The organism is Azospirillum tabaci (assembly GCF_014596085.1).
In the GTDB taxonomy this organism is placed as follows: domain Bacteria; phylum Pseudomonadota; class Alphaproteobacteria; order Azospirillales; family Azospirillaceae; genus Azospirillum; species Azospirillum tabaci.
Map to the genome: position 1 here is coordinate 1 of NZ_JACCJY010000033.1, position 17,839 is coordinate 17,839.

At 69.4% G+C, this 17,839-nt stretch carries 18 protein-coding genes; 14 read left to right on the plus strand and 4 right to left on the minus strand.

All coding sequences use genetic code 11. From position 1 onward, the window contains the following. Positions 1-815: cache domain-containing protein (locus H0B54_RS24110; RefSeq protein ID WP_188262424.1), on the minus strand; the 815-nt coding region annotated here is incomplete at its 3' end. Between the two features lie 245 nt (positions 816-1,060). Between H0B54_RS24110 and H0B54_RS24115 the strand changes: the two genes are divergently transcribed. The 5 genes from H0B54_RS24115 to rpmB all read left to right on the plus strand — a co-directional run bounded on the left by H0B54_RS24115 (position 1,061) and on the right by rpmB (position 6,071). Further along, positions 1,061-2,920, plus strand: a complete 1,860-nt coding sequence (locus H0B54_RS24115) for an ABCB family ABC transporter ATP-binding protein/permease (protein WP_094306498.1) — start codon at positions 1,061-1,063, stop codon at positions 2,918-2,920. A 43-nt stretch (positions 2,921-2,963) separates the two neighbouring features. Continuing rightward, on the plus strand, positions 2,964-3,521 hold the full coding sequence (locus H0B54_RS24120; protein ID WP_188262425.1) for a biliverdin-producing heme oxygenase: 558 nt from the start codon (positions 2,964-2,966) through the stop codon (positions 3,519-3,521). Between the two features lie 82 nt (positions 3,522-3,603). Then, positions 3,604-4,602, plus strand: coding sequence for a methylmalonyl Co-A mutase-associated GTPase MeaB (gene meaB / locus H0B54_RS24125; RefSeq protein ID WP_188262426.1), 999 nt, complete (start codon positions 3,604-3,606; stop codon positions 4,600-4,602). A gap of 196 nt (positions 4,603-4,798) precedes the next feature. Continuing rightward, positions 4,799-5,605 carry a phasin family protein gene (locus H0B54_RS24130; protein WP_188262427.1) on the plus strand — a complete coding sequence of 269 codons (807 nt, stop codon included), beginning with the start codon at positions 4,799-4,801 and terminating at the stop codon, positions 5,603-5,605. Positions 5,606-5,768: 163 nt separating this feature from the next. Next, positions 5,769-6,071, plus strand: a complete 303-nt coding sequence (rpmB, locus tag H0B54_RS24135; protein WP_094306502.1) for a 50S ribosomal protein L28 — start codon at positions 5,769-5,771, stop codon at positions 6,069-6,071. 196 nt (positions 6,072-6,267) lie between these two features. Here rpmB and H0B54_RS24140 read toward each other — a convergent pair whose 3' ends face one another. Continuing rightward, a complete protein-coding gene (locus H0B54_RS24140) occupies positions 6,268-7,053 on the minus strand; it encodes a hypothetical protein (protein ID WP_246472740.1) in 786 nt (261 codons plus the stop codon). A gap of 75 nt (positions 7,054-7,128) precedes the next feature. Next, the gene (locus tag H0B54_RS24145; protein WP_094306503.1) at positions 7,129-7,689 is read right to left on the minus strand and encodes a regulatory protein RecX; all 561 of its coding nucleotides are present in this window, start codon (positions 7,687-7,689) and stop codon (positions 7,129-7,131) included. 80 nt (positions 7,690-7,769) lie between these two features. Between H0B54_RS24145 and H0B54_RS24150 the strand changes: the two genes are divergently transcribed. From H0B54_RS24150 to H0B54_RS24170, 5 genes are all read left to right on the plus strand, one after another. Then, positions 7,770-8,573, plus strand: a complete 804-nt coding sequence (locus H0B54_RS24150) for an ABC transporter permease (protein WP_188262428.1) — start codon at positions 7,770-7,772, stop codon at positions 8,571-8,573. 150 nt (positions 8,574-8,723) lie between these two features. After that, positions 8,724-9,878, plus strand: a complete 1,155-nt coding sequence (locus tag H0B54_RS24155) for an aspartate aminotransferase family protein (RefSeq protein ID WP_188262429.1) — start codon at positions 8,724-8,726, stop codon at positions 9,876-9,878. Next, positions 9,878-10,792: an ornithine carbamoyltransferase gene (argF, locus tag H0B54_RS24160; RefSeq protein ID WP_188262430.1), complete on the plus strand. Its 915-nt coding sequence runs from the start codon at positions 9,878-9,880 to the stop codon at positions 10,790-10,792. Before H0B54_RS24155 ends, argF begins: the two co-directional genes overlap by 1 nt. A gap of 84 nt (positions 10,793-10,876) precedes the next feature. Next, positions 10,877-11,851 carry an Hsp33 family molecular chaperone gene (locus H0B54_RS24165; RefSeq protein WP_188262431.1) on the plus strand — a complete coding sequence of 325 codons (975 nt, stop codon included), beginning with the start codon at positions 10,877-10,879 and terminating at the stop codon, positions 11,849-11,851. 79 nt (positions 11,852-11,930) lie between these two features. Further along, a complete protein-coding gene (locus H0B54_RS24170) occupies positions 11,931-12,518 on the plus strand; it encodes a hypothetical protein (protein ID WP_188262432.1) in 588 nt (195 codons plus the stop codon). Positions 12,519-12,695: 177 nt separating this feature from the next. Here H0B54_RS24170 and ahcY read toward each other — a convergent pair whose 3' ends face one another. Next, complete coding sequence (gene ahcY, locus H0B54_RS24175; RefSeq protein ID WP_094306508.1) at positions 12,696-14,000, minus strand: adenosylhomocysteinase; 1,305 nt, start codon at positions 13,998-14,000, stop codon at positions 12,696-12,698. A 231-nt stretch (positions 14,001-14,231) separates the two neighbouring features. Between ahcY and H0B54_RS24180 the strand changes: the two genes are divergently transcribed. From H0B54_RS24180 to H0B54_RS24195, 4 genes are all read left to right on the plus strand, one after another. Beyond that, the gene (locus tag H0B54_RS24180) at positions 14,232-14,990 is read left to right on the plus strand and encodes a phosphatase PAP2 family protein (protein ID WP_188262433.1); all 759 of its coding nucleotides are present in this window, start codon (positions 14,232-14,234) and stop codon (positions 14,988-14,990) included. A 53-nt stretch (positions 14,991-15,043) separates the two neighbouring features. Further along, positions 15,044-15,640: a hypothetical protein gene (locus H0B54_RS24185; RefSeq protein ID WP_246472741.1), complete on the plus strand. Its 597-nt coding sequence runs from the start codon at positions 15,044-15,046 to the stop codon at positions 15,638-15,640. Positions 15,641-15,662: 22 nt separating this feature from the next. Beyond that, on the plus strand, positions 15,663-16,034 hold the full coding sequence (locus H0B54_RS24190; RefSeq protein WP_188262434.1) for a hypothetical protein: 372 nt from the start codon (positions 15,663-15,665) through the stop codon (positions 16,032-16,034). A 136-nt stretch (positions 16,035-16,170) separates the two neighbouring features. Beyond that, positions 16,171-17,703: a glycosyl transferase family protein gene (locus tag H0B54_RS24195; protein WP_188262435.1), complete on the plus strand. Its 1,533-nt coding sequence runs from the start codon at positions 16,171-16,173 to the stop codon at positions 17,701-17,703. The last annotated feature ends 136 nt before the right edge of the window (positions 17,704-17,839 follow it).

Sequence of the window (17,839 nt, forward strand, 5' to 3'; positions counted from 1 at the left end):
TCGGCCTCCAGCCGCTCGCGCTCGGCCTCGTCCATCGCCTTCTTCTGGATGGCGTTGTCCTTGAACACCTGAACCGCCTGCGCCATCTGCCCGATCTCGTCGCCGCGGTCGAGGCCGGGAACGGCGACGTCCAGCTTGTCGGCGGCGAGATCGTGCATGGTCGCGCTCATCGCCCGCACCGCGCCCATCTGGCGGCGGACCAGGAAGAAGCTGACCAGACCGAAGGCCAGCGTGACCAGCGGCGCCACCACCAGGATGGTGCGCTCCACCTCGTCCACCACCCTCATCACGTCGGCCCGCTTCAGCCCGACGAACAGCACGCCGACCACCGAGCCGGAGGCGTCGAGCAGCGGGTCGTAGGAGGTGAAGTAGCGTTCGCCCAGGATGTCGGCTTCGCCGCGGTAGGGCTTGCGCTGCGTGATGACGCTGTCGAAGACCGGCCCGGCGCCCAGCTTCGTGCCGTTGGCCCGGCTGCCGTCGGGGTTCTGCACGGTGGTGGCGACGCGGGTGTCGCCGCGGAACACCGTGGCCGCACCGCCGGTCAGCTCGCGGATCTGGTCGACCATGCGGGTGTCGCCGTCGATCCGCACCGATCCGACATGGAGCGCGCCGTCGCGCAGGCTGTAGTCGGCGCCGTTCTGCTTCAACAGCATGTGGGCCAGCGCCATGCTGCGCTCCCGCTGCTCCTGCGCGGAGGCGGCGCTGCGGTCGCTCAGCACCTGGCTGGAGGCCAGCGTCAGCACGATGGCCAGGATGAACAGCCCCAGCACGTTCAGCAGGGACAGTTTGGCGGTCAGGGAGAGGTTTTTCAGCACGTTCGGCCCTATGCGGCAATCGCTCCGCAGCCCTCGCCGACGGAGATAGACAATAAGTCTAATACGGTTTTATCCGTTCGTCCGCGTGCAATTTTTCAGAGACCGATTCCCGTAAACCGTGTGGAAACCCTCCGGCGGACCGTCATGCAGCCGGCGCACGGCCCGTCTTCCTTGGTTGGCGCCGCAAGTGGCCCTAGTTTAGGGCAGCCGCTTTTCCCAACCGACCCTTCACCGGACCCCCTTCCATGCGCCGCCGCACCAGCAACCCCAGCCCGGCCCCCTCCTATGCAGAGGCCGCGTCCAGCACCGGCGACATGGCGGCGCTGCGCTCCCTCGTCCCCTATCTGTGGCCGCGGGATTCCTTCGAGACGAAGCTGCGCGTGGTGGTGGCGCTGGTCCTGCTGGTCGGCGCCAAGGTGGCGAACGTCTGGGTGCCGATCTTCTACAAGCGGGCGGTCGACGCTCTGTCGCCGGGCGACGCGGGGGCGCTGGTGACCATCCCGCTGGGGCTGATCGTCGCCTATGGTCTGGCGCGGGTGATGTCTCTGGTCTTCGCGGAGCTGCGCGACGCGGTGTTCGCCAACGTCGCCCAGCGCACGATCCGCAAGGTCGCCCTGTCGGTCTTCCAGCACCTGCACGCTTTGTCGCTGCGCTTCCATCTGGAGCGGCAGACCGGCGGCCTGACCCGCTCGCTGGAGCGCGGCACCCGCGCCATCGAGACGCTGCTGCGCTACGCCCTGTTCTCCATCGTGCCGACGCTGGTCGAGATCACGCTGGTCTGCGTGATCCTGTGGCGGATGTTCGACGGCTGGTTCGCGCTGGCGACCTTCGCCACGGTGGGAAGCTACATCGCCTACACCTTCTTCGTGTCGGAATGGCGCATCCAGTTCCGCCGCGCCATGAACGAGACCGACAACAAGGCCAACACCAAGGCGGTGGACAGCCTGCTGAACTACGAGACCGTCAAGTATTTCGGCAACGAGGGGCACGAGGCCCGGCGCTACGACCAAGCGCTGGCCTCCTACGAGCAGGCGGCGGTCAAGAGCCAGCGCAGCCTGTCGCTGCTCAACATCGGCCAGTCGGCGATCATCTCGCTGGGTCTGGCGGTGGTCATGGGCATGGCGGCGCGCGGCATCGTCAACGGCACGATGACGCTGGGCGACTTCGTGCTGGTCAACACCTACCTGCTCCAGCTCTACCAGCCGTTGAACTTCTTCGGCGTGGTGTACCGCGAGATCAAGCAGGCGCTGATCGACGTGGAATCGATGGTGACGCTGCTGTCCGTGGACCGCGAGGTGGCCGACCGGCCGGGCGCTCCCCCGCTGGCCATCACGGGGGGCGAGCTGCGTTTCGACGGGGTGGAGTTCGGCTACGACCCGCGGCGCCCGATCCTCAAGGGGGTGAGCTTCACCGTGCCCGCCGGGCGGACGGTGGCCATCGTCGGCCCGTCCGGGGCGGGCAAATCGACCATCGGGCGGCTGCTGTTCCGCTTCTACGACGTGTCGGGCGGCGGCATCCTGATCGACGGGCAGGACATCCGGGAGGTGACCCAGCAATCGCTGCGCGGCGCCATCGGCATCGTCCCGCAGGACACGGTGCTGTTCAACGACACGGTCTATTACAACATCGCCTACGGCCGCCCCGGCGCCAGCCCGGCGGAGGTCGAGCAGGCGGCGCGGCTGGCCCACATCCACAACTTCATCATGGCGCTGCCCGACGGCTACGAGACCACGGTGGGGGAACGCGGGCTGAAGCTGTCCGGCGGCGAGAAGCAGCGCGTCGCCATTGCCCGCACCATCCTGAAGAACCCGGCGATCCTGCTGTTCGACGAGGCGACCTCGGCGCTCGACACCCACACCGAGCGGGAGATCCAGGCCAACCTGCGCGAGGTCAGCCGGGGCCGCACCACGCTGGTCATCGCGCACCGCCTGTCCACCGTGATCGACGCCGACGAGATCCTGGTGATGGAGGCCGGGCGTGTGATCGAACGGGGACGCCACATGGAACTGCTGTCACGCGGCGGCGCCTATGCTGCATTGTGGGCGCGGCAGCAGGAATCCTCCCAGGGGCCGGAACCGGTTCCGGAAGTCCTTGCCCCCACCTGAGCCCCTTTCCCCCCTGAACCCATCATCACGACGGAGCATCCCTTTGGGACCGGTACGGCAGGCGTTGCGCGAGGCGACCCGCGACATCCATGAACGGCTCGACCGGGCGGCGGTCCTGCGCCCGCTGACCAGCCCGTCGATCACGGCGGACGAGTACCGCGACGCCCTGATCGCCCTGCACGGCTTCAACGCCCCCATCGAGCGGGCGCTGGGCGAGGGGACCGAACGGCTTGACCTGCTGCGCGCCGATCTGGCCGATCTGGGGGTGGACGCGGATTCCCTGCCGGTGGCCGGGTCGCTGCCGGCGCTGGACGGCCTGCCGGAGCGGCTGGCGGCGCGCTACGTGCTGGACGGCTCCGCCCATGGCGGGCGGGCGATGCTGCCCAACGTCACCCGCGCGCTGGGCTTCGACGCCACGCGCGGGGCGCGCTTCCTGGCCTCGGCCGGGATCGACATGGCCGGCCGGTGGAAGGCGCTGCTCGCCCGGCTGGAAAGCGATCTGGACGCGCCCGAGTCGGCGCAGGCCGCCTGTGCCACGGCGGTCGCCCTGTTCGCCGCGCTGGAAGTCTGGCTGGATGGTCTGGTTCCGAAGACGGCGTGACGCTCATCGACGCCGGTGGATCGACGCAGCGGATCGACGCGGGGGCTTCACCGCGCCCGCCGCGCCCGCTAGGTTCCTTGCCATGACGACCGTCCCCGCCCTCAACACCCCCGCCGCGCTCGCCGACGCGGTGCTGCGGGGTGACCGCCGCGCGCTCGCCCGCGCCATCACGCTGATCGAATCGACCCGGCGCGATCACCGCGCCCAGGCCGACGCCCTGCTGGAGACGCTGCTGCCCCACACCGGCAACTCGGTGCGGGTGGGCATTTCCGGCGTGCCGGGGGTGGGCAAGTCGACCTTCATCGAGGCGTTCGGGCAGCACGTCATCGCGCGGGGGCACAAGGTGGCGGTGCTGGCCATCGACCCGTCGTCGCAGCGCACCGGCGGCTCTATCCTGGGCGACAAGACCCGCATGGTGGACCTGTCGCGCGAGCCGAACGCCTTCATTCGCCCGTCGCCCGCCGGCGCCACGCTGGGCGGCGTGGCCCGCCGCACGCGCGAGGCCATGCTGGTCTGCGAGGCGGCGGGCTTCGACGTGATCGTGGTGGAGACGGTGGGCGTCGGCCAGTCGGAGACGGCGGTGGCCGACATGGTTGACCTGTTCATGCTGCTTCTGCTCCCCGCCGGGGGCGACGAGCTTCAGGGCATCAAGAAGGGCATCGTGGAACTGGCCGACCTCGTGGTCGTCAACAAGGCGGACGGCGACCTCGCCGCCACGGCGCGGCATACCGTCGCGGACTACCGCCACGCCCTGACCCTGCTGCGCCACGGCGACTGGCGCGTGCCGGTGCTGAGCTGCTCGGCCATCACCAAGGCCGGCATCGATTCGGTTTGGGACACCATCGGGGAGCACAAGGCGATCACCGAGGCGTCCGGAGTCCGCGCCACGCGCCGCGCCGAGCAGGCGCGCGCCTGGCTGTGGAGCGAGATCCGCGAGACGCTGGTGGACGCCTTCAGGGCGCATCCCGCCGTGCGCGCCGACCTGTCCGTGCTGGAATCCCGCGTGACCGGCGGTGCCATCACCCCCACGGCCGCTGCACGCGTTTTGCTTGAAAAGTTCCTCGGGCGCCCGGTGGAGTAGGTCCTTTCGGGTATGCTGCACCGCAACATTTCTTGTTGCGCCGCGAATCTCTCGTGCATAAGGTGGCATGGGCGGGAAAGGAGCGTCTTCGCGGCGCTTGGGCGAGAGGTTTGCCCGCAGTCTCCTGGGGTATGAGCCGGAGTTGACTTGTCCGACACCGCCTCCGCGTCGAGTCGTCAACGGGAGACCTAAGGACATGGCCGCCAACTTTCTGGACCTTTTTGAACGCTTCAATCCCCTCGCCCTGTCGCCGCTGGGCAAGGCGAACGCCGAGACCTACGCCTCCCGCGGCACGCGCGTCGCCGGCGTGGTGCAGGACGGCTACCGTCGTCTGCTCGACGGCGTGACCGCCGGCATCGGCGAGACGACCCACCTCGCCGGCGAATTCGCCAAGGTGCGCAGCCCGGCGGACCTCGTCGCCGTGCAGCGCGAATGGGCGACCGTCGCCCAGGCCCGGGTCGTCAACCAGGTGCAGACCGTCCTCGACGTCTCCTCGAAGATCGCCGCCGAGTTGGGCGTCAGCCCGGTGACCCTGTCGCCGGCCGCTCCGGCGCCCAAGGCTGCTCCGGTGGTCGCCCCGGTGACCGCCCCGGTCGCGGCGCCGGCTCCCGCCCCGAAGGCTGAAGCCCCCAAGGTCGAGGCCACCAAGGTCGAAGCTCCGAAGGCTGAGGCGGCTCCCGCCCCGGCACCGAAGAAGGCTCCGGCGGCCCGCAAGGCTCCGGCTAAGGCCGCCGCTCCCAAGGCCGCTCCGAAGGCCGAGACGCCCGCTCCGAAGGCGGAGCCGGTGAAGGCGGCGGCGCCGAAGGCCGAAACCCCGAAGGCCGAGGCGGCTCCCGCCCCCACGCCGAAGGTGGAAGCCCCGAAGGTCGACGTGAAGGCCGAGGAAAAGAAGACCGAAGCCCCGAAGGTCGAGGCTCCGAAGGTCGAGGCCCCCAAGGCGGAGGCGCCGAAGCCGGAAGCGCCCAAGGCTGCCCCGAAGGCCGCCGCTCCCGCGGCCGAGTGATTCACCGGATCGCGGTCCCCGCCGGCCCGGGGACCGTCGATCGGCGCGCGCCCGTCTCTTCCTTCCTTGACGGGCGCGCGCTTGTTCGACTATAACGCCGCCTCCTTCGGGCGGTATGCTGCCCGGGACCGGGTTTCATTTGCTAAAATAAAGGATCACTCCGATGGCACGTCGGTGCTCCGTGACCGGCAAGGGCACGCAGTTTGGCAACAACGTCAGCCACGCCAACAACAAGACCCGCCGCCGTTTCCAGCCGAACCTGCAGGAAACCGCGCTGCTGAGCGACGCTCTGGGTCAGATGGTGCGCCTGCGTATCTCCACCAACGCGATCCGTTCGATCGAGCACAAGGGCGGCCTCGACGCCTTCCTGCTCGACGCGAAGGACGACGTCCTCAGCCTGGAAGCGCGCCGCCTGAAGCGCCGCATCGCCAAGGCCCAGGACAAGCAGCAGGCCGCCGCGGCCTGAGGCTGACTGCCTGGAGGCGCCGGAGCGCATCCAGGCGATTCTGGTGACGTCACCGCGGAGCGGCAAACTCCGCGGCAGGCTGCTAAGCCCCACACCAGGACGACTCCGACTCTCGGTTGCACCGAACCCCGGTTGAGAGTGCCGCGCGCATCGCCGAAAGGCGTTGCGCGCGTTTTGTCGTGTCCGGATGCCGGGTTTAGAACGACCGCTGCACGCCCAGCAGCAGGCGGTAGCGCGGCGAATCGGGACCGAACCCGACGCCGACCCCGGCTCCCACCGCAAGGTTCTCGCCGACGAGATGCCGGACGCCGGCCTCCACGAAATTGTCGGCCTTGCCGCGCTCCTGCGACTGCTCGCGCACCACGTCGAAGGCCACGGCGGTGGCCGGGCCGATCGGGGCGTTCATCCCGGCGGCCATGATGAAGCGATTCTCGCGCTCGTCCGAAGCCGGATCGAACAGATGCCGCCAGGACAGGTTGGCGTGCAGGCGCGGCGCGCTGGGGGAGGTGCCGAGCGGCTGGGTCAGGCGCCCGGTGATCCCGGCCTCGGTCGTCTTGCTCCCCGATCCGTAGGGGATGCTGACCAGCGGCTCCACCGACAGGCCCAACCGTCCCTGCGACGGGTCGCGGATGTTGTATTCGGCGGACAGCTTGACGTCGCCCTGCTGCGCGTCGTCGGCGTTGCCCACGCGGTAGCCGGGATTGACCTTCAGCGCCAGACCGTCGGCGACGCCGGCCTGGAGTTCCGGGTCGAAGGACAGGCGGTTGCGCCCGCCATCCCCCTTCAGCCGGTCGAAGAAGGCGCGGACCTTCACGTCGACGCTGCCCTTCTCGATGGCGGCGGCGTCCTCGAGGGTGACCGGCAGCTCCGACGACAGCGCCATGCGCTTGTCGTCCTGCGCGCGGGCGGTCCCGGCGGCAGGCAATCCGGCGGCGAGCAGCCCGGCGGCGAGGGTGAGGCCCGCGAGGGCGGCGTGGCGCATGTCTGTTTCCCCGGAACCGGTGGCGTTCGTCGGTCAACAGCCGAGCCGCCGGGATGGACCGGGGAGGGGACGGGGTTACTCCACCGAGTCGGGGTCTTCGGCGTCCACCACCCGCCGGGCGATGTCGTAGGCGAAGCCGGCGCGGCCCAGCGCCGCCAGATCCTTGTCGCGGAACTCCGCGCGCTTGTCCGGCAGGCGGTAGGGGCCGAGCCGGCGGCGGCGGGCCAGCGCCAGGGCGGCGGTCAGGTTCAGGTCGCCTTCCACCTCCTCGTCCAGCGTCTCCAACGCCCGGTCGGCCTCGTCGCGGCCGATGCCCTTGGCGGACAGCTTCTCGCGGATGGCGCGGGTCGAGGTGCCGCGGCGGTGCAGGCTGGCCGCCCGCATCTCGGCGTAGGCCGCGTCGTTGAGCAGGCCGCTGCGCAGGTAGCGGGCGATCAGGTCCTCGACCCAGCGCGCCCCCTCCGCCGGGTCGGTGCCGTGGGCCTGGGCGGAGCGGTCGACCTTGCGCATCAGAACGCGCCGCAGGCTGGCCGAGGAACTGGCGAAGCGCTGGAGATAGTGCAGGGCCGCGTTCTCCAGATACTGGGCGGTGACGCGGCGCGGCGGCTTGCGGGCCGGCGGCTGGTCGCGGGTCATGGCTGTCTCCCGTCCGGGGGCGGTTGCCGGAACGGGCGCCGCGCCCTAAAGTCCGGTCCATTCCTGTGAATCGTGGTGCGATGACTCATCCTCTCCCTCCCATGCCCCGCCAGGTCGGCGCCGTCAACTGGGTCGGCCTGTGGACCCTCTACGCGCGCGAGGTGCGCCGGTTCCTGAAGGTGCACCAGCAGACCGTCTGGGCGCCCGTGGTCACCACCCTGCTGTTCTACGCCGTCTTCGCACTGGCGCTGGGCGGTGCGGTGCGGATGATCGGGACGGTGCCCTATCTGGAGTTCCTGGCCCCCGGCCTGATCATGATGGCGATGGCCCAGAACGCCTTCGCCAACACCTCCTCCTCCGTGGTGATCGCGAAGGTGCAGGGCAACATCGTCGACATCCTGATGCCGCCGATGGCCCCGCTGGAGCTGGCCTTCGGCTTCGTCATGGGCGGGGTGACGCGCGGCCTGCTGGTCGGGCTGGTCACCGGGCTGGCGATCTGGGCCTTCGTCCCGGTGCGCATCGCCCATCCCGAATTCGTCGTCTTCCACGCCCTGATGGCCTCCATGCTGCTGTCGCTGCTCGGGCTGGTCGGCGGCATCTGGTCGGAGAAGTTCGACAACATCGCGGCGGTCACCAACTTCGTGGTGACGCCGCTGTCCTTCCTGTCCGGCACCTTCTATTCGGTGGAGACGCTGCCGCCGGTCTTCTGGTGGATCGCCCATGTCGACCCGTTCTTCTACATGATCGACGGCTTCCGCTACGGCTTCATCGGGCGGTCGGACGGCACGCTGGGGATCGGGATTCTCGTCATGCTGGCCGTCAACGGCGGCCTGTGGTGGCTGGCTTGGCGCATGCTGAAGACGGGCTACAAGCTGAAGGCGTAAATCCGCGCGAATCCGGCCGAATTCAGCCGGTCGGCGTAGCCAATCCGTTGACAGGCTGAAGTGACATCTTGATATTCGACGGTTCCCGGCGGGCGAGGGTGTCCGCCGGGCTTTCCTCATTCGGAGGTTTTCGCTGTGATTCCGGTCGTCATGCCCACATATGCCCGCGCCGACATCGTGTTCGAGCGCGGCGAAGGTCCGTATCTGTACGCGACCGACGGGCGACGATTCCTGGACTTCGCCGCCGGTGTGGCGGTGAACGTCCTCGGCCACGCGAATCCCTATCTGGTCGAGGCGCTGACCGCCCAGGCCCACAAGCTGTGGCACACCTCCAACCTGTTCCGGGTCGCCGGGCAGGAGAGCCTCGCCAAGCGGCTGACCGAGGCCACCTTCGCCGACACCGTGTTCTTCACGAACTCGGGCGCCGAGGCGTGGGAGTGCGGCGCCAAGCTGATCCGCAAATACCATTACGAGAAGGGCGACAAGGCCCGCACCCGCATCATCACCTTCGAGCAGGCCTTCCACGGCCGCACGCTGGCCGCGGTGTCGGCGGCGCAGCAGGAGAAGCTGATCAAGGGCTTCGGCCCGCTGCTCGACGGCTTCGACCTCGTGCCCTTCGGCGATCTGGAGGCGGTGCGCAACGCCGTGACCGAGCGGACCGCCGGCATCTGCGTGGAGCCGATCCAGGGCGAAGGCGGCATCCGCGCCGGCTCCGTGGAGTTCCTGCGCGGGCTGCGGGAAATCTGCGACGAGCACGGGCTGCTGCTGTTCCTGGACGAGATCCAGTGCGGCATGGGCCGCACCGGCAAGCTGTTCGCCCATGAGTGGGCCGGCATCACGCCCGACGTCATGGCGGTGGCCAAGGGCATCGGCGGCGGCTTCCCGCTGGGCGCCTGCCTCGCGACGGAAAAGGCCGCGTCGGGCATGACCGCCGGCACCCACGGCTCGACCTACGGCGGCAACCCGCTGGCCACCGCCGTCGGCAACGCCGTGCTGGACAAGGTGCTGGAGCCCGGCTTCCTCGACCATGTGCAGCGCATCGGCGGCCTGTTCCAGGACCGGCTGGCCGGGCTGGTGGCCGAGAACCCGTCGGTCTTCAAGGGCGTGCGCGGCAAGGGCCTGATGCTCGGCCTCGTCTGCGGCCCGGCGGTCGGCGACGTGGTGGCGAAACTGCGCGCCAACGGCCTGCTGTCCGTTCCGGCGGGCGACAACGTGGTCCGGCTGCTGCCGCCGCTGAACATCGGCGAGGCCGAGGTGGAGGAGGCCGTGGCCATCCTCGCCAAGACCGCCAAGGAGCTGGTGTGATGTCCGCCGTTCGTCATTTCCTCGACATCGACCGGCTGGACAAGGCGACCCTGCGCCGGATCCTCGCCATGGCCGCGACCATCAAGAAGGACATCCCGGCCTACCGCTCGCTGTTCGCGGGCCGCACGCTGGCGATGATCTTCGAGAAGCCGTCGACCCGCACCCGCGTCTCCTTCGAGGTGGGCATGCGCCAGCTCGGCGGCGACGTGGTGGTGCTGAAGCCCGACGACATGCAGCTCGGCCGCGGCGAGACCATCGGAGACACCGCCCGCGTGCTGTCCCGCTACGTGGACGCGGTGATGGTCCGCACCATGGGCGAGGAGCGCGTGCACGAGCTGGCCGAGTTCGCCTCGGTGCCGATCATCAACGGCCTGACCGACCAGTCGCACCCCTGCCAGATCATGGCCGACGTGATGACCTTCGAGGAGCATCGCGGCCCCATCGAAGGGCGCACGGTGGCCTGGATCGGCGACGTGAACAACGTGGCGGTGAGCTGGGTCCATGTGGCGGTGCGCCTCGGCGTGGAGATCCGCCTCGGCTGCCCGGAGATCTACGGCCCGGCGCCGGAGCTGCTGGACTGGGTGAAGCGCGAGGGCGGGCGGATCACCGTCACCACCTCGCCGGAGGAGGCCGTGCGCGGCGCCGACTGCGTGGTCACCGACGCCTGGGCCTCCATGCACAACACCGACGTGGACGAGCGGGCGGCGATCCTGTCGCCCTATCAGGTCAACGAGGCGCTGATGGCCCTGGCCGCTCCCGACGCCCTGTTCATGCACTGCCTGCCCGCCCACCGCGGGGAGGAAGTGACCGACGGGGTGATCGACGGCCGGCACTCGGTCGTCTGGGACGAGGCGGAAAATCGCCTGCACGCCCAGAAGGCCATACTGGCATGGTGCCTCGGCGCCACTATCTAAGAGCACTTGGGGCCAAGAGCCCTTGAGCAAATCCCCATGGCCCGGCGCCGCCCCCCGTGACGAACGGGATGGCGGCGCCGGGCCATGGCCTGTCGTAACTTCGAGGACATGATGGACGATCCTTCCGTCCAACCGATCGCCGACGATCTCGTTCTGCCTTTCCAGATCGAGGCGTCGCGCCTGCGCGGCCGCATGGTGAAGCTGGGGCCCGCGCTGGACGAAATCCTGACCCGCCACGCCTATCCGGAGCCGGTCGCCCGCTTCCTGGCCGAGACGATGACGCTCGCCATGCTGCTGTCCAGCATGCTGAAGTACGACGGCATCTTCACGCTCCAGACCAAGGGCGACGGTCCGGTACGGCTGATGGTGGCGGACATCACCTCGGTCGGCGACATCCGCGCCTACGCCCAGTTCGATGAAGAGGCGCTGGCCAAGGCCGCCGACGACGTGGCGATCGCCCCGGCGCCGGCCCTGCTCGGCAAGGGCCACATCGCCTTCACCGTGGACCAAGGGCCGAACACCGAGCGCTACCAGGGCATCGTCGAGCTGTACGGCAAGACGCTGGCCGACTGCGTGCAGCACTATTTCCGCCAGTCGGAGCAGATCGACACCGGCCTGACCGTGTCGGTGGACCAGGAAACCCTGCCGGACGGCAGCAAGGGCGCCTGGCGGGCCGGCGGCATCATGATCCAGCGCCTGCCGCAGGACGCCACGGAAAAAGTGCTCGGCTCCGGCGACGAGGACGCGTGGCGCCGCGCCATGGTCCTGCTGTCCAGCACCACCGGCGATGAGCTTCTCGATCCGGAGCTGCCGGCCCGCGACCTGCTGTTCCGCCTGTTCCACGAGGACGGCGTGCGGGTGTGGCAGCCCAAGGCCCTGCGCTTCGGCTGCCGCTGCTCGCGCGAGCGGGTGTCGGACATGCTGTCCCGCCTGCCGCGCGACGAGGTGCAGAGCCTGAAGATCGACGACGGGCGGGTCGAGGTGGTCTGCCAGTTCTGCTCCACCGCCTACCACTTCGACGACGCGGACCTCGACCGGGTCTACGGGACGGCGAAGTAAGGGGCTCCAGGTTCCGGATGCGCTTGGGAAACGGCGCGGCTATAGTGCCGCGCCGTTTTTCCGTCTCACCGGAGCGATCATGCCCACCCGCCGTTTCGTTCTCGCCGCCGCTCTCGCCACCATGGCCCTGACGGCCTGCCAGAGCACGCCGCCGCGTCCGGCGGCCCGGCCCATCGACTATTCCAACTTCGGCCCGATCGTGCTAAGCGCGGGCGGCGTCGACGTGGTGGACGCCCACCGGCCGGCCGGCACCGCCGTCGACCAGCGCATCCCCCTGCCGCCCGCCGAGGCGGTGCGCCGCTGGGCCAACGAGCGTCTCCAGGCCGCCGGCGGGCCGGGCCGCGTGCGCGTCACCATCCGCGACGCCAGCATCGTCGAGGTCCAGCTTTCCAAGACCGGCGGGGTGAAGGGCTACTTCACCAACGATCAGGCCCAGCGCTACGACGGGCGGATCGAGGTCGAGGTCAGCGGCGAGCTGCCCGGCGAGACGACCTTCCGCGGCATGACCAAGGCGACGGTGACCCAGTCCACCACGGTGCCGGAGAACATCTCGCTGGCCGACCGTGAGGCGACCCTGCAGGACCTCGTCCGCCGCATGATGGACGATCTGAACGCCCGGCTGGACGCCGGCATCCGCAAGGATCTGGCGCCGATGGTGCGGCGGTAGGGTTCGGTGGTAGGGGAGGTCTTGCCCCCTCCCTATCCCTCCCCCGCTTCGCAGGGGAGGGAAGAGACCCGCGGCGAAGCCGTGGGAAGGGTGGGGGCACCGCCGTCCCGCCCCAAACACAAAAAGGGCCGCCCCGTGGGGCGGCCCTTTCCGTTCCGATCCGTCCGGACCCGCTGATCAGTAGCGGTAGTGGTCCGGCTTGAACGGGCCTTCGACCTTCACGCCGATGTACTCGGCCTGCTTGGCGGACAGCGTGGTCAGCTTGGCGCCGATCTTGTCCAGATGCAGGCGGGCGACCTTCTCGTCCAGATGCTTCGGCAGGACGTAGACCTTGTTCTCGTAGCTGGCGGCGTTGGTCCACAGCTCGATCTGGGCCAGCACCTGGTTGGTGAAGCTGGCGCTCATCACGAAGCTCGGGTGGCCGGTGGCGCAGCCCAGGTTCACCAGGCGGCCCTGGGCCAGGACGATCAGGCGCTTGCCGTCGGGGAAGACGACCTCGTCAACCTGCGGCTTGACCTCTTCCCACTTGTAGTTGCGAAGAGCCTCGATCTGGATCTCGCTGTCGAAGTGGCCGATGTTGCAGACGATGGCGCGGTCCTTCATCTGGCGCATGTGGTCCAGCGTGATGACGTCGACGTTGCCGGTCGCGGTGACGAAGATGTCGCCCTGCGGAGCGGCCTCGTCCATCGTGACGACCTGATAGCCTTCCATCGCGGCCTGGAGCGCGGTGATCGGGTCGATCTCCGTCACCAGCACGCGCGCACCCTGCGAGCGCAGCGAGGCGGCCGAACCCTTGCCCACATCGCCGTAGCCGGCGACCACGGCGACCTTGCCGGCGACCATCACGTCGGTGGCGCGCTTGATGCCGTCGACCAGCGACTCGCGGCAGCCGTAGAGGTTGTCGAACTTCGACTTGGTGACGCTGTCGTTCACGTTGATGGCCGGAACCTTCAGCGTGCCCTTCTTCATCATCTCATAGAGACGGTGGACGCCGGTGGTGGTCTCCTCCGACAGGCCGCGGACCTCGGCCAGCATCTCCGGATACTTGTCGTGCATGATCTGGGTGACGTCGCCGCCGTCGTCCAGGATCATGTTCGGGGTCCAGCCATCGGGACCGCGCAGGGTCTGCTCGATGCACCACCAGAACTCCTCCTCCGTCTCGCCCTTCCAGGCGAAGACCGGGATGCCGGCGGCGGCGATGGCGGCGGCGGCCTGGTCCTGGGTCGAGAAGATGTTGCAGGACGACCAGCGGACGGTCGCGCCGAGAGCGGTCAGCGTCTCGATCAGCACGGCGGTCTGGATGGTCATGTGCAGGCAGCCGACGATGCGGGCGCCGGCCAGCGGCTTGGACTCGCCGAACTCCGCGCGCAGCGCCATCAGGCCGGGCATCTCGGTCTCGGCGATGGTGATTTCCTTGCGGCCCCACTCGGCGAGGCTGATGTCCTTGACCTTGTAGTCGGTGAAGTTGGCGGGCGCGGCCATCGGGGGGTCTCCTGGGCGGCTGTTTGCGGTACAGCAATGATGAGGGGCGGGCGCACCGGCCCGCTGTGGGGCTGGTGTAGCAGCGCATTTGGAACCCCGCAAGCATAAAGATATCTTTATGTTTGCGGGCTAAGTGGTGGGGCCGGCCGCTTGGCCTCAGCCCTTCCGGCCCGGTGGACCTTTTCCGTGCGGGCCGGCGTTCCCATAACCGGTCTGCGACGGACGGGAGGCATGGGACGGGCGATGGCGCTGGCAGGATTGAGGGCACCCGGCTTCTGGGCGAGGCTCGGCCGGCACCAGTTGCGGCTTCTCGTCGGCATGGCGGTCAGCGCCGGGCTGATCCTGGCCTTCGCCCTGCTGGCCGGCGAGGTGATCGAGGGCGAGACGGCGGCCTTCGACCGCGCGGTGCTGATGGCGCTGCGGGTGGCCGGCGATCCGGCGATGCCGCTGGGGCCGCCTTGGCTTCACAACGCGGCGCGGGACGTCACGGCGCTGGGCAGCATCACCGTGCTGTCGCTGATCACTGCGGTGACGCTGGGTTTCCTGCTGCTTCGGGGAAAGCGCGGGGCGTCGCTTCTGGTGCTGCTGTCGGTCGGCGGCGGCATGGCGATCAGCGGCCTGCTGAAGAACCAGATCGGACGGGAGCGCCCGGACATCGTTCCCCATGGCGACATCGTCTTCACCGCCAGCTTCCCCAGCGGCCATTCGCTGCTGTCGGCGGTCGTCTTCCTGACGCTGGGCGCGATGCTGGCGCGCTTCGTCGAGGGGAAACGGCAGAAGGCCTATGTGCTCGTCGTGGCGATGTCGGTGACGCTGTTGGTCGGGTGCAGCCGGGTCTATCTGGGGGTCCATTGGCCGACCGACGTCCTGGCGGGCTGGTGCGTCGGGGCGGGCTGGGCCGCGCTGTGCTGGCTCGTCGCCCTGTGGCTGCAAAGACGCGGTGCCGTCGAACCGGAGGATGACGCCGGACCGGTGCCGGATCACACTTGACCCCGCCCGGCCTCAGCCGATATTTCGGGTGATCCCGCCGTTCAACCCACAGCATGTCGATGTCCGAAGGCGCACTAGACCGTGAAACCCTGCAAGCCGTCGGCGTGCTGAAGCGCGCTGTGGAGGAGGCGCGGGTGCCGGGTGTGCTGGAGTTCCGGCTGCTCTCCAGCGCGCTGGACCGCACGCTGGAAACGGAAGACCTGCATGAACTGAACGAGGCCAAACGCGTTTACGAAACGCTGGACGGCGAATGCCGGACGCTGGTCGTGGAGCGCGCCACCACCCTGGCCCGTGCCGAGGCTGCCGAACGGCGGGCGCCGTCTGGGGACGTGGAGGCCGAGGAGGAGCGCGAGGCCGTGGTTGTCCCGGCCGCCGCGGTGAAGCCGCAACCGCGGGAACCGCTGCCTCCGGGTCCGCCACCCGGTCTGCGGGGCGGCAGGACGATGCGCCCGGCCACCGGCTTCCTGGCGGCGCTGAACGGCGTGCGCTCCGCCTCGCGGAGCCAGCCGCCGGGCCAGCGGACGGAGGACGGGGCGCCCGACAGTCGCGCCACCGCGAAGTCGCGGCTGATGGCGGCGGTGGAGGAGCGGCGCGAGAGCGACCACGGCGCGCGGTTCCGTTCCGGCGGGCCGGTGTCGGACAGCGACTGACCGAGATGAGGATGATCACAGAATGACAGCGTTCAGGGTCGGGGATCAGGTGACGATCCACAACAGCCAGACCGGCCCGGAGAGGATCGCCACCGTCGATGCCTTCACCGAGGGCAACCGCTGCATGGTGCTGTCCGACGGCACCAAATGGCGGGCGGACGGGCAGCGCCAGTGGCGCGTCGGCAGCGGCTATTACAAGGGGCCGGTGGTCGAGCGGACGCGGCCCGGCGACCTGGACATCGTGACCCGGCGCCGCGCCATCGGCGTGATCCGCAAGTTCGCCCAGGATCTGAACATGGAGAGCCCTCTGGACGCCGCGGCGCTGACCCGCATCGTCGAGCGTATTCAGGCGGAGCAGGCCGCCGCCCCCAAGCCCACGGCGTCCGAGGACTGAGAACCACACGTCTCCGGCCCCGTACGTCGAGTGACGCAGGGCGGACCAGCCGTGTTGCGTTAGCATGCAAATGCGTATCATTATCATGGTATGCAGCCGTGAACCGGCCAGGCAACCGCATTCGGGCTGAATCCACATGATGGGCAAGAGGAAAGACGCGGCGGCGCGTCCAGCGCCGGAACCGGAGGCGTCCGGTCAGGGCAAGGCTGTTCCCCGCGACCAGGAGAACCGGCTGTCGCGCGGGCGTCTGATCGTCGCGCTGGACGCCCTGCTGTCGAAACGGAACGTCACGCTGGCCGCCCGCGACCTCGGTCTCCAGACCTCGGCGCTCAGCCGGCTCCTGGCGCAGATGCGCGAGGAGTTCGGCGATCCCCTGTTCATCCGCTCGGGCCGCGGTCTGGTGCCCACACCCTTCGCCGAAGCGTTGCGCCCGCGCGTCCAGGCGCTGGCCCGCGGGATCGACGCCCTGTTCGAACCGTCGGTGGAGCGCCCGGCGCTCGACGAGACCTTCGATCCCCGCTGGAACGTGCCGACCGGCATCGACGCGCCGCCGCTCCAGGTCCGGCCCGCCGGTTTGCTGGAGGGCCAGCCATCCCCGGCGCAGCTCGACGCGAAGCTGGAGAAGATTGCGCCGGACGCCACCGCGCAGGACCGTCTGGCCCGCCACATCGGCGTGCTGGGCATCGCCGGAGGCGGCCATGGACGCCCCCTGACCGCCGAGGAGGCGGAGGAGGCGATGACCATCATTTTGGCGGGCGAGGCCGATCCGGTGCAGGTCGGCGCGCTTCTCGGCATGATGCGGATGCGCGGTTCCACCGCACCGGAGCTGGCCGGGATGGTGCGGGCGATGCAGGCGCACGTCGCCGCCGGGCTCGGCCGGACGATCCAAGCGGACATCGACTGGCCATGCTTCACCTCGCCCAACTACCACAACCCGCCCTGGTTCTTCCACGCGGCACGGCTGGTCGCGCAAGCTGGCCACCGGGTGCTGCTGCACGGCAGCACGGGCTGCAGCGCGGCCTCCGGACGGTACGAGTTCATCGCGCCCACCGTGGGCATCCCGGTCTGCAGCAGCGCGCGGGAGATTGCGGCGGCGCTGGCGGCGCACCGGATCGCCTACGCGCCGCTCGCCGCCCTGTCCCCGCAGATCTACCGGCTGATCGGGCTGCACCGGCTGACCCAGACCCGCTCCGCCGTGTTCGAGGCCGTGCATCTTCTGAAGCCGTCCAAGGCCAAGACTTCCCTGCTGGGCGCGGCGAAGCCGACCTACCGTGAGCTCCACCGTGATGCCGCCCGCATTCTCGGTTGGAAGCACATGGCCGTGCTGGGCAGCGTGCGCGACGTGGCCCAGTTCACGCCCTTCCGCCCCTCTTCGATCCACCGTCTGGTCAACGGCGACGCGGAGGACCTCATCCTGCCCGCTTGCATGGACGAGCCGCCGCCCACGCCGCGCCCGCGCGGCACCAGCCTGGAATATTGGCAGGGGGTGTGGACCGGGGCGGTGCGCGACGCGCGGGCGGAGCGCATCATCGTCGGCACCGCGGCCTTCGCCCTGTTCGCCCTTCCCGGCGCCACCGGACCGGCCTTCGCCGACGCCCTGCGGCTGGCCGAACAGCTCTGGAAAGCCCGTCTCGGGCAGACCGCTGTGGCGGTCCGGATTCCCGGCTGACGTATAGAAGACGTTCGACCTGCGGCCGCTCAGCATATTGAGAATAATTCTTATTATCGGCGTTGCTGCTTTGCAACAGTCCGGTCGCTCCTCCTCCGCCAGCGCCGCCCAAAGCGCTTGAGCGGGCGCTTTAAGT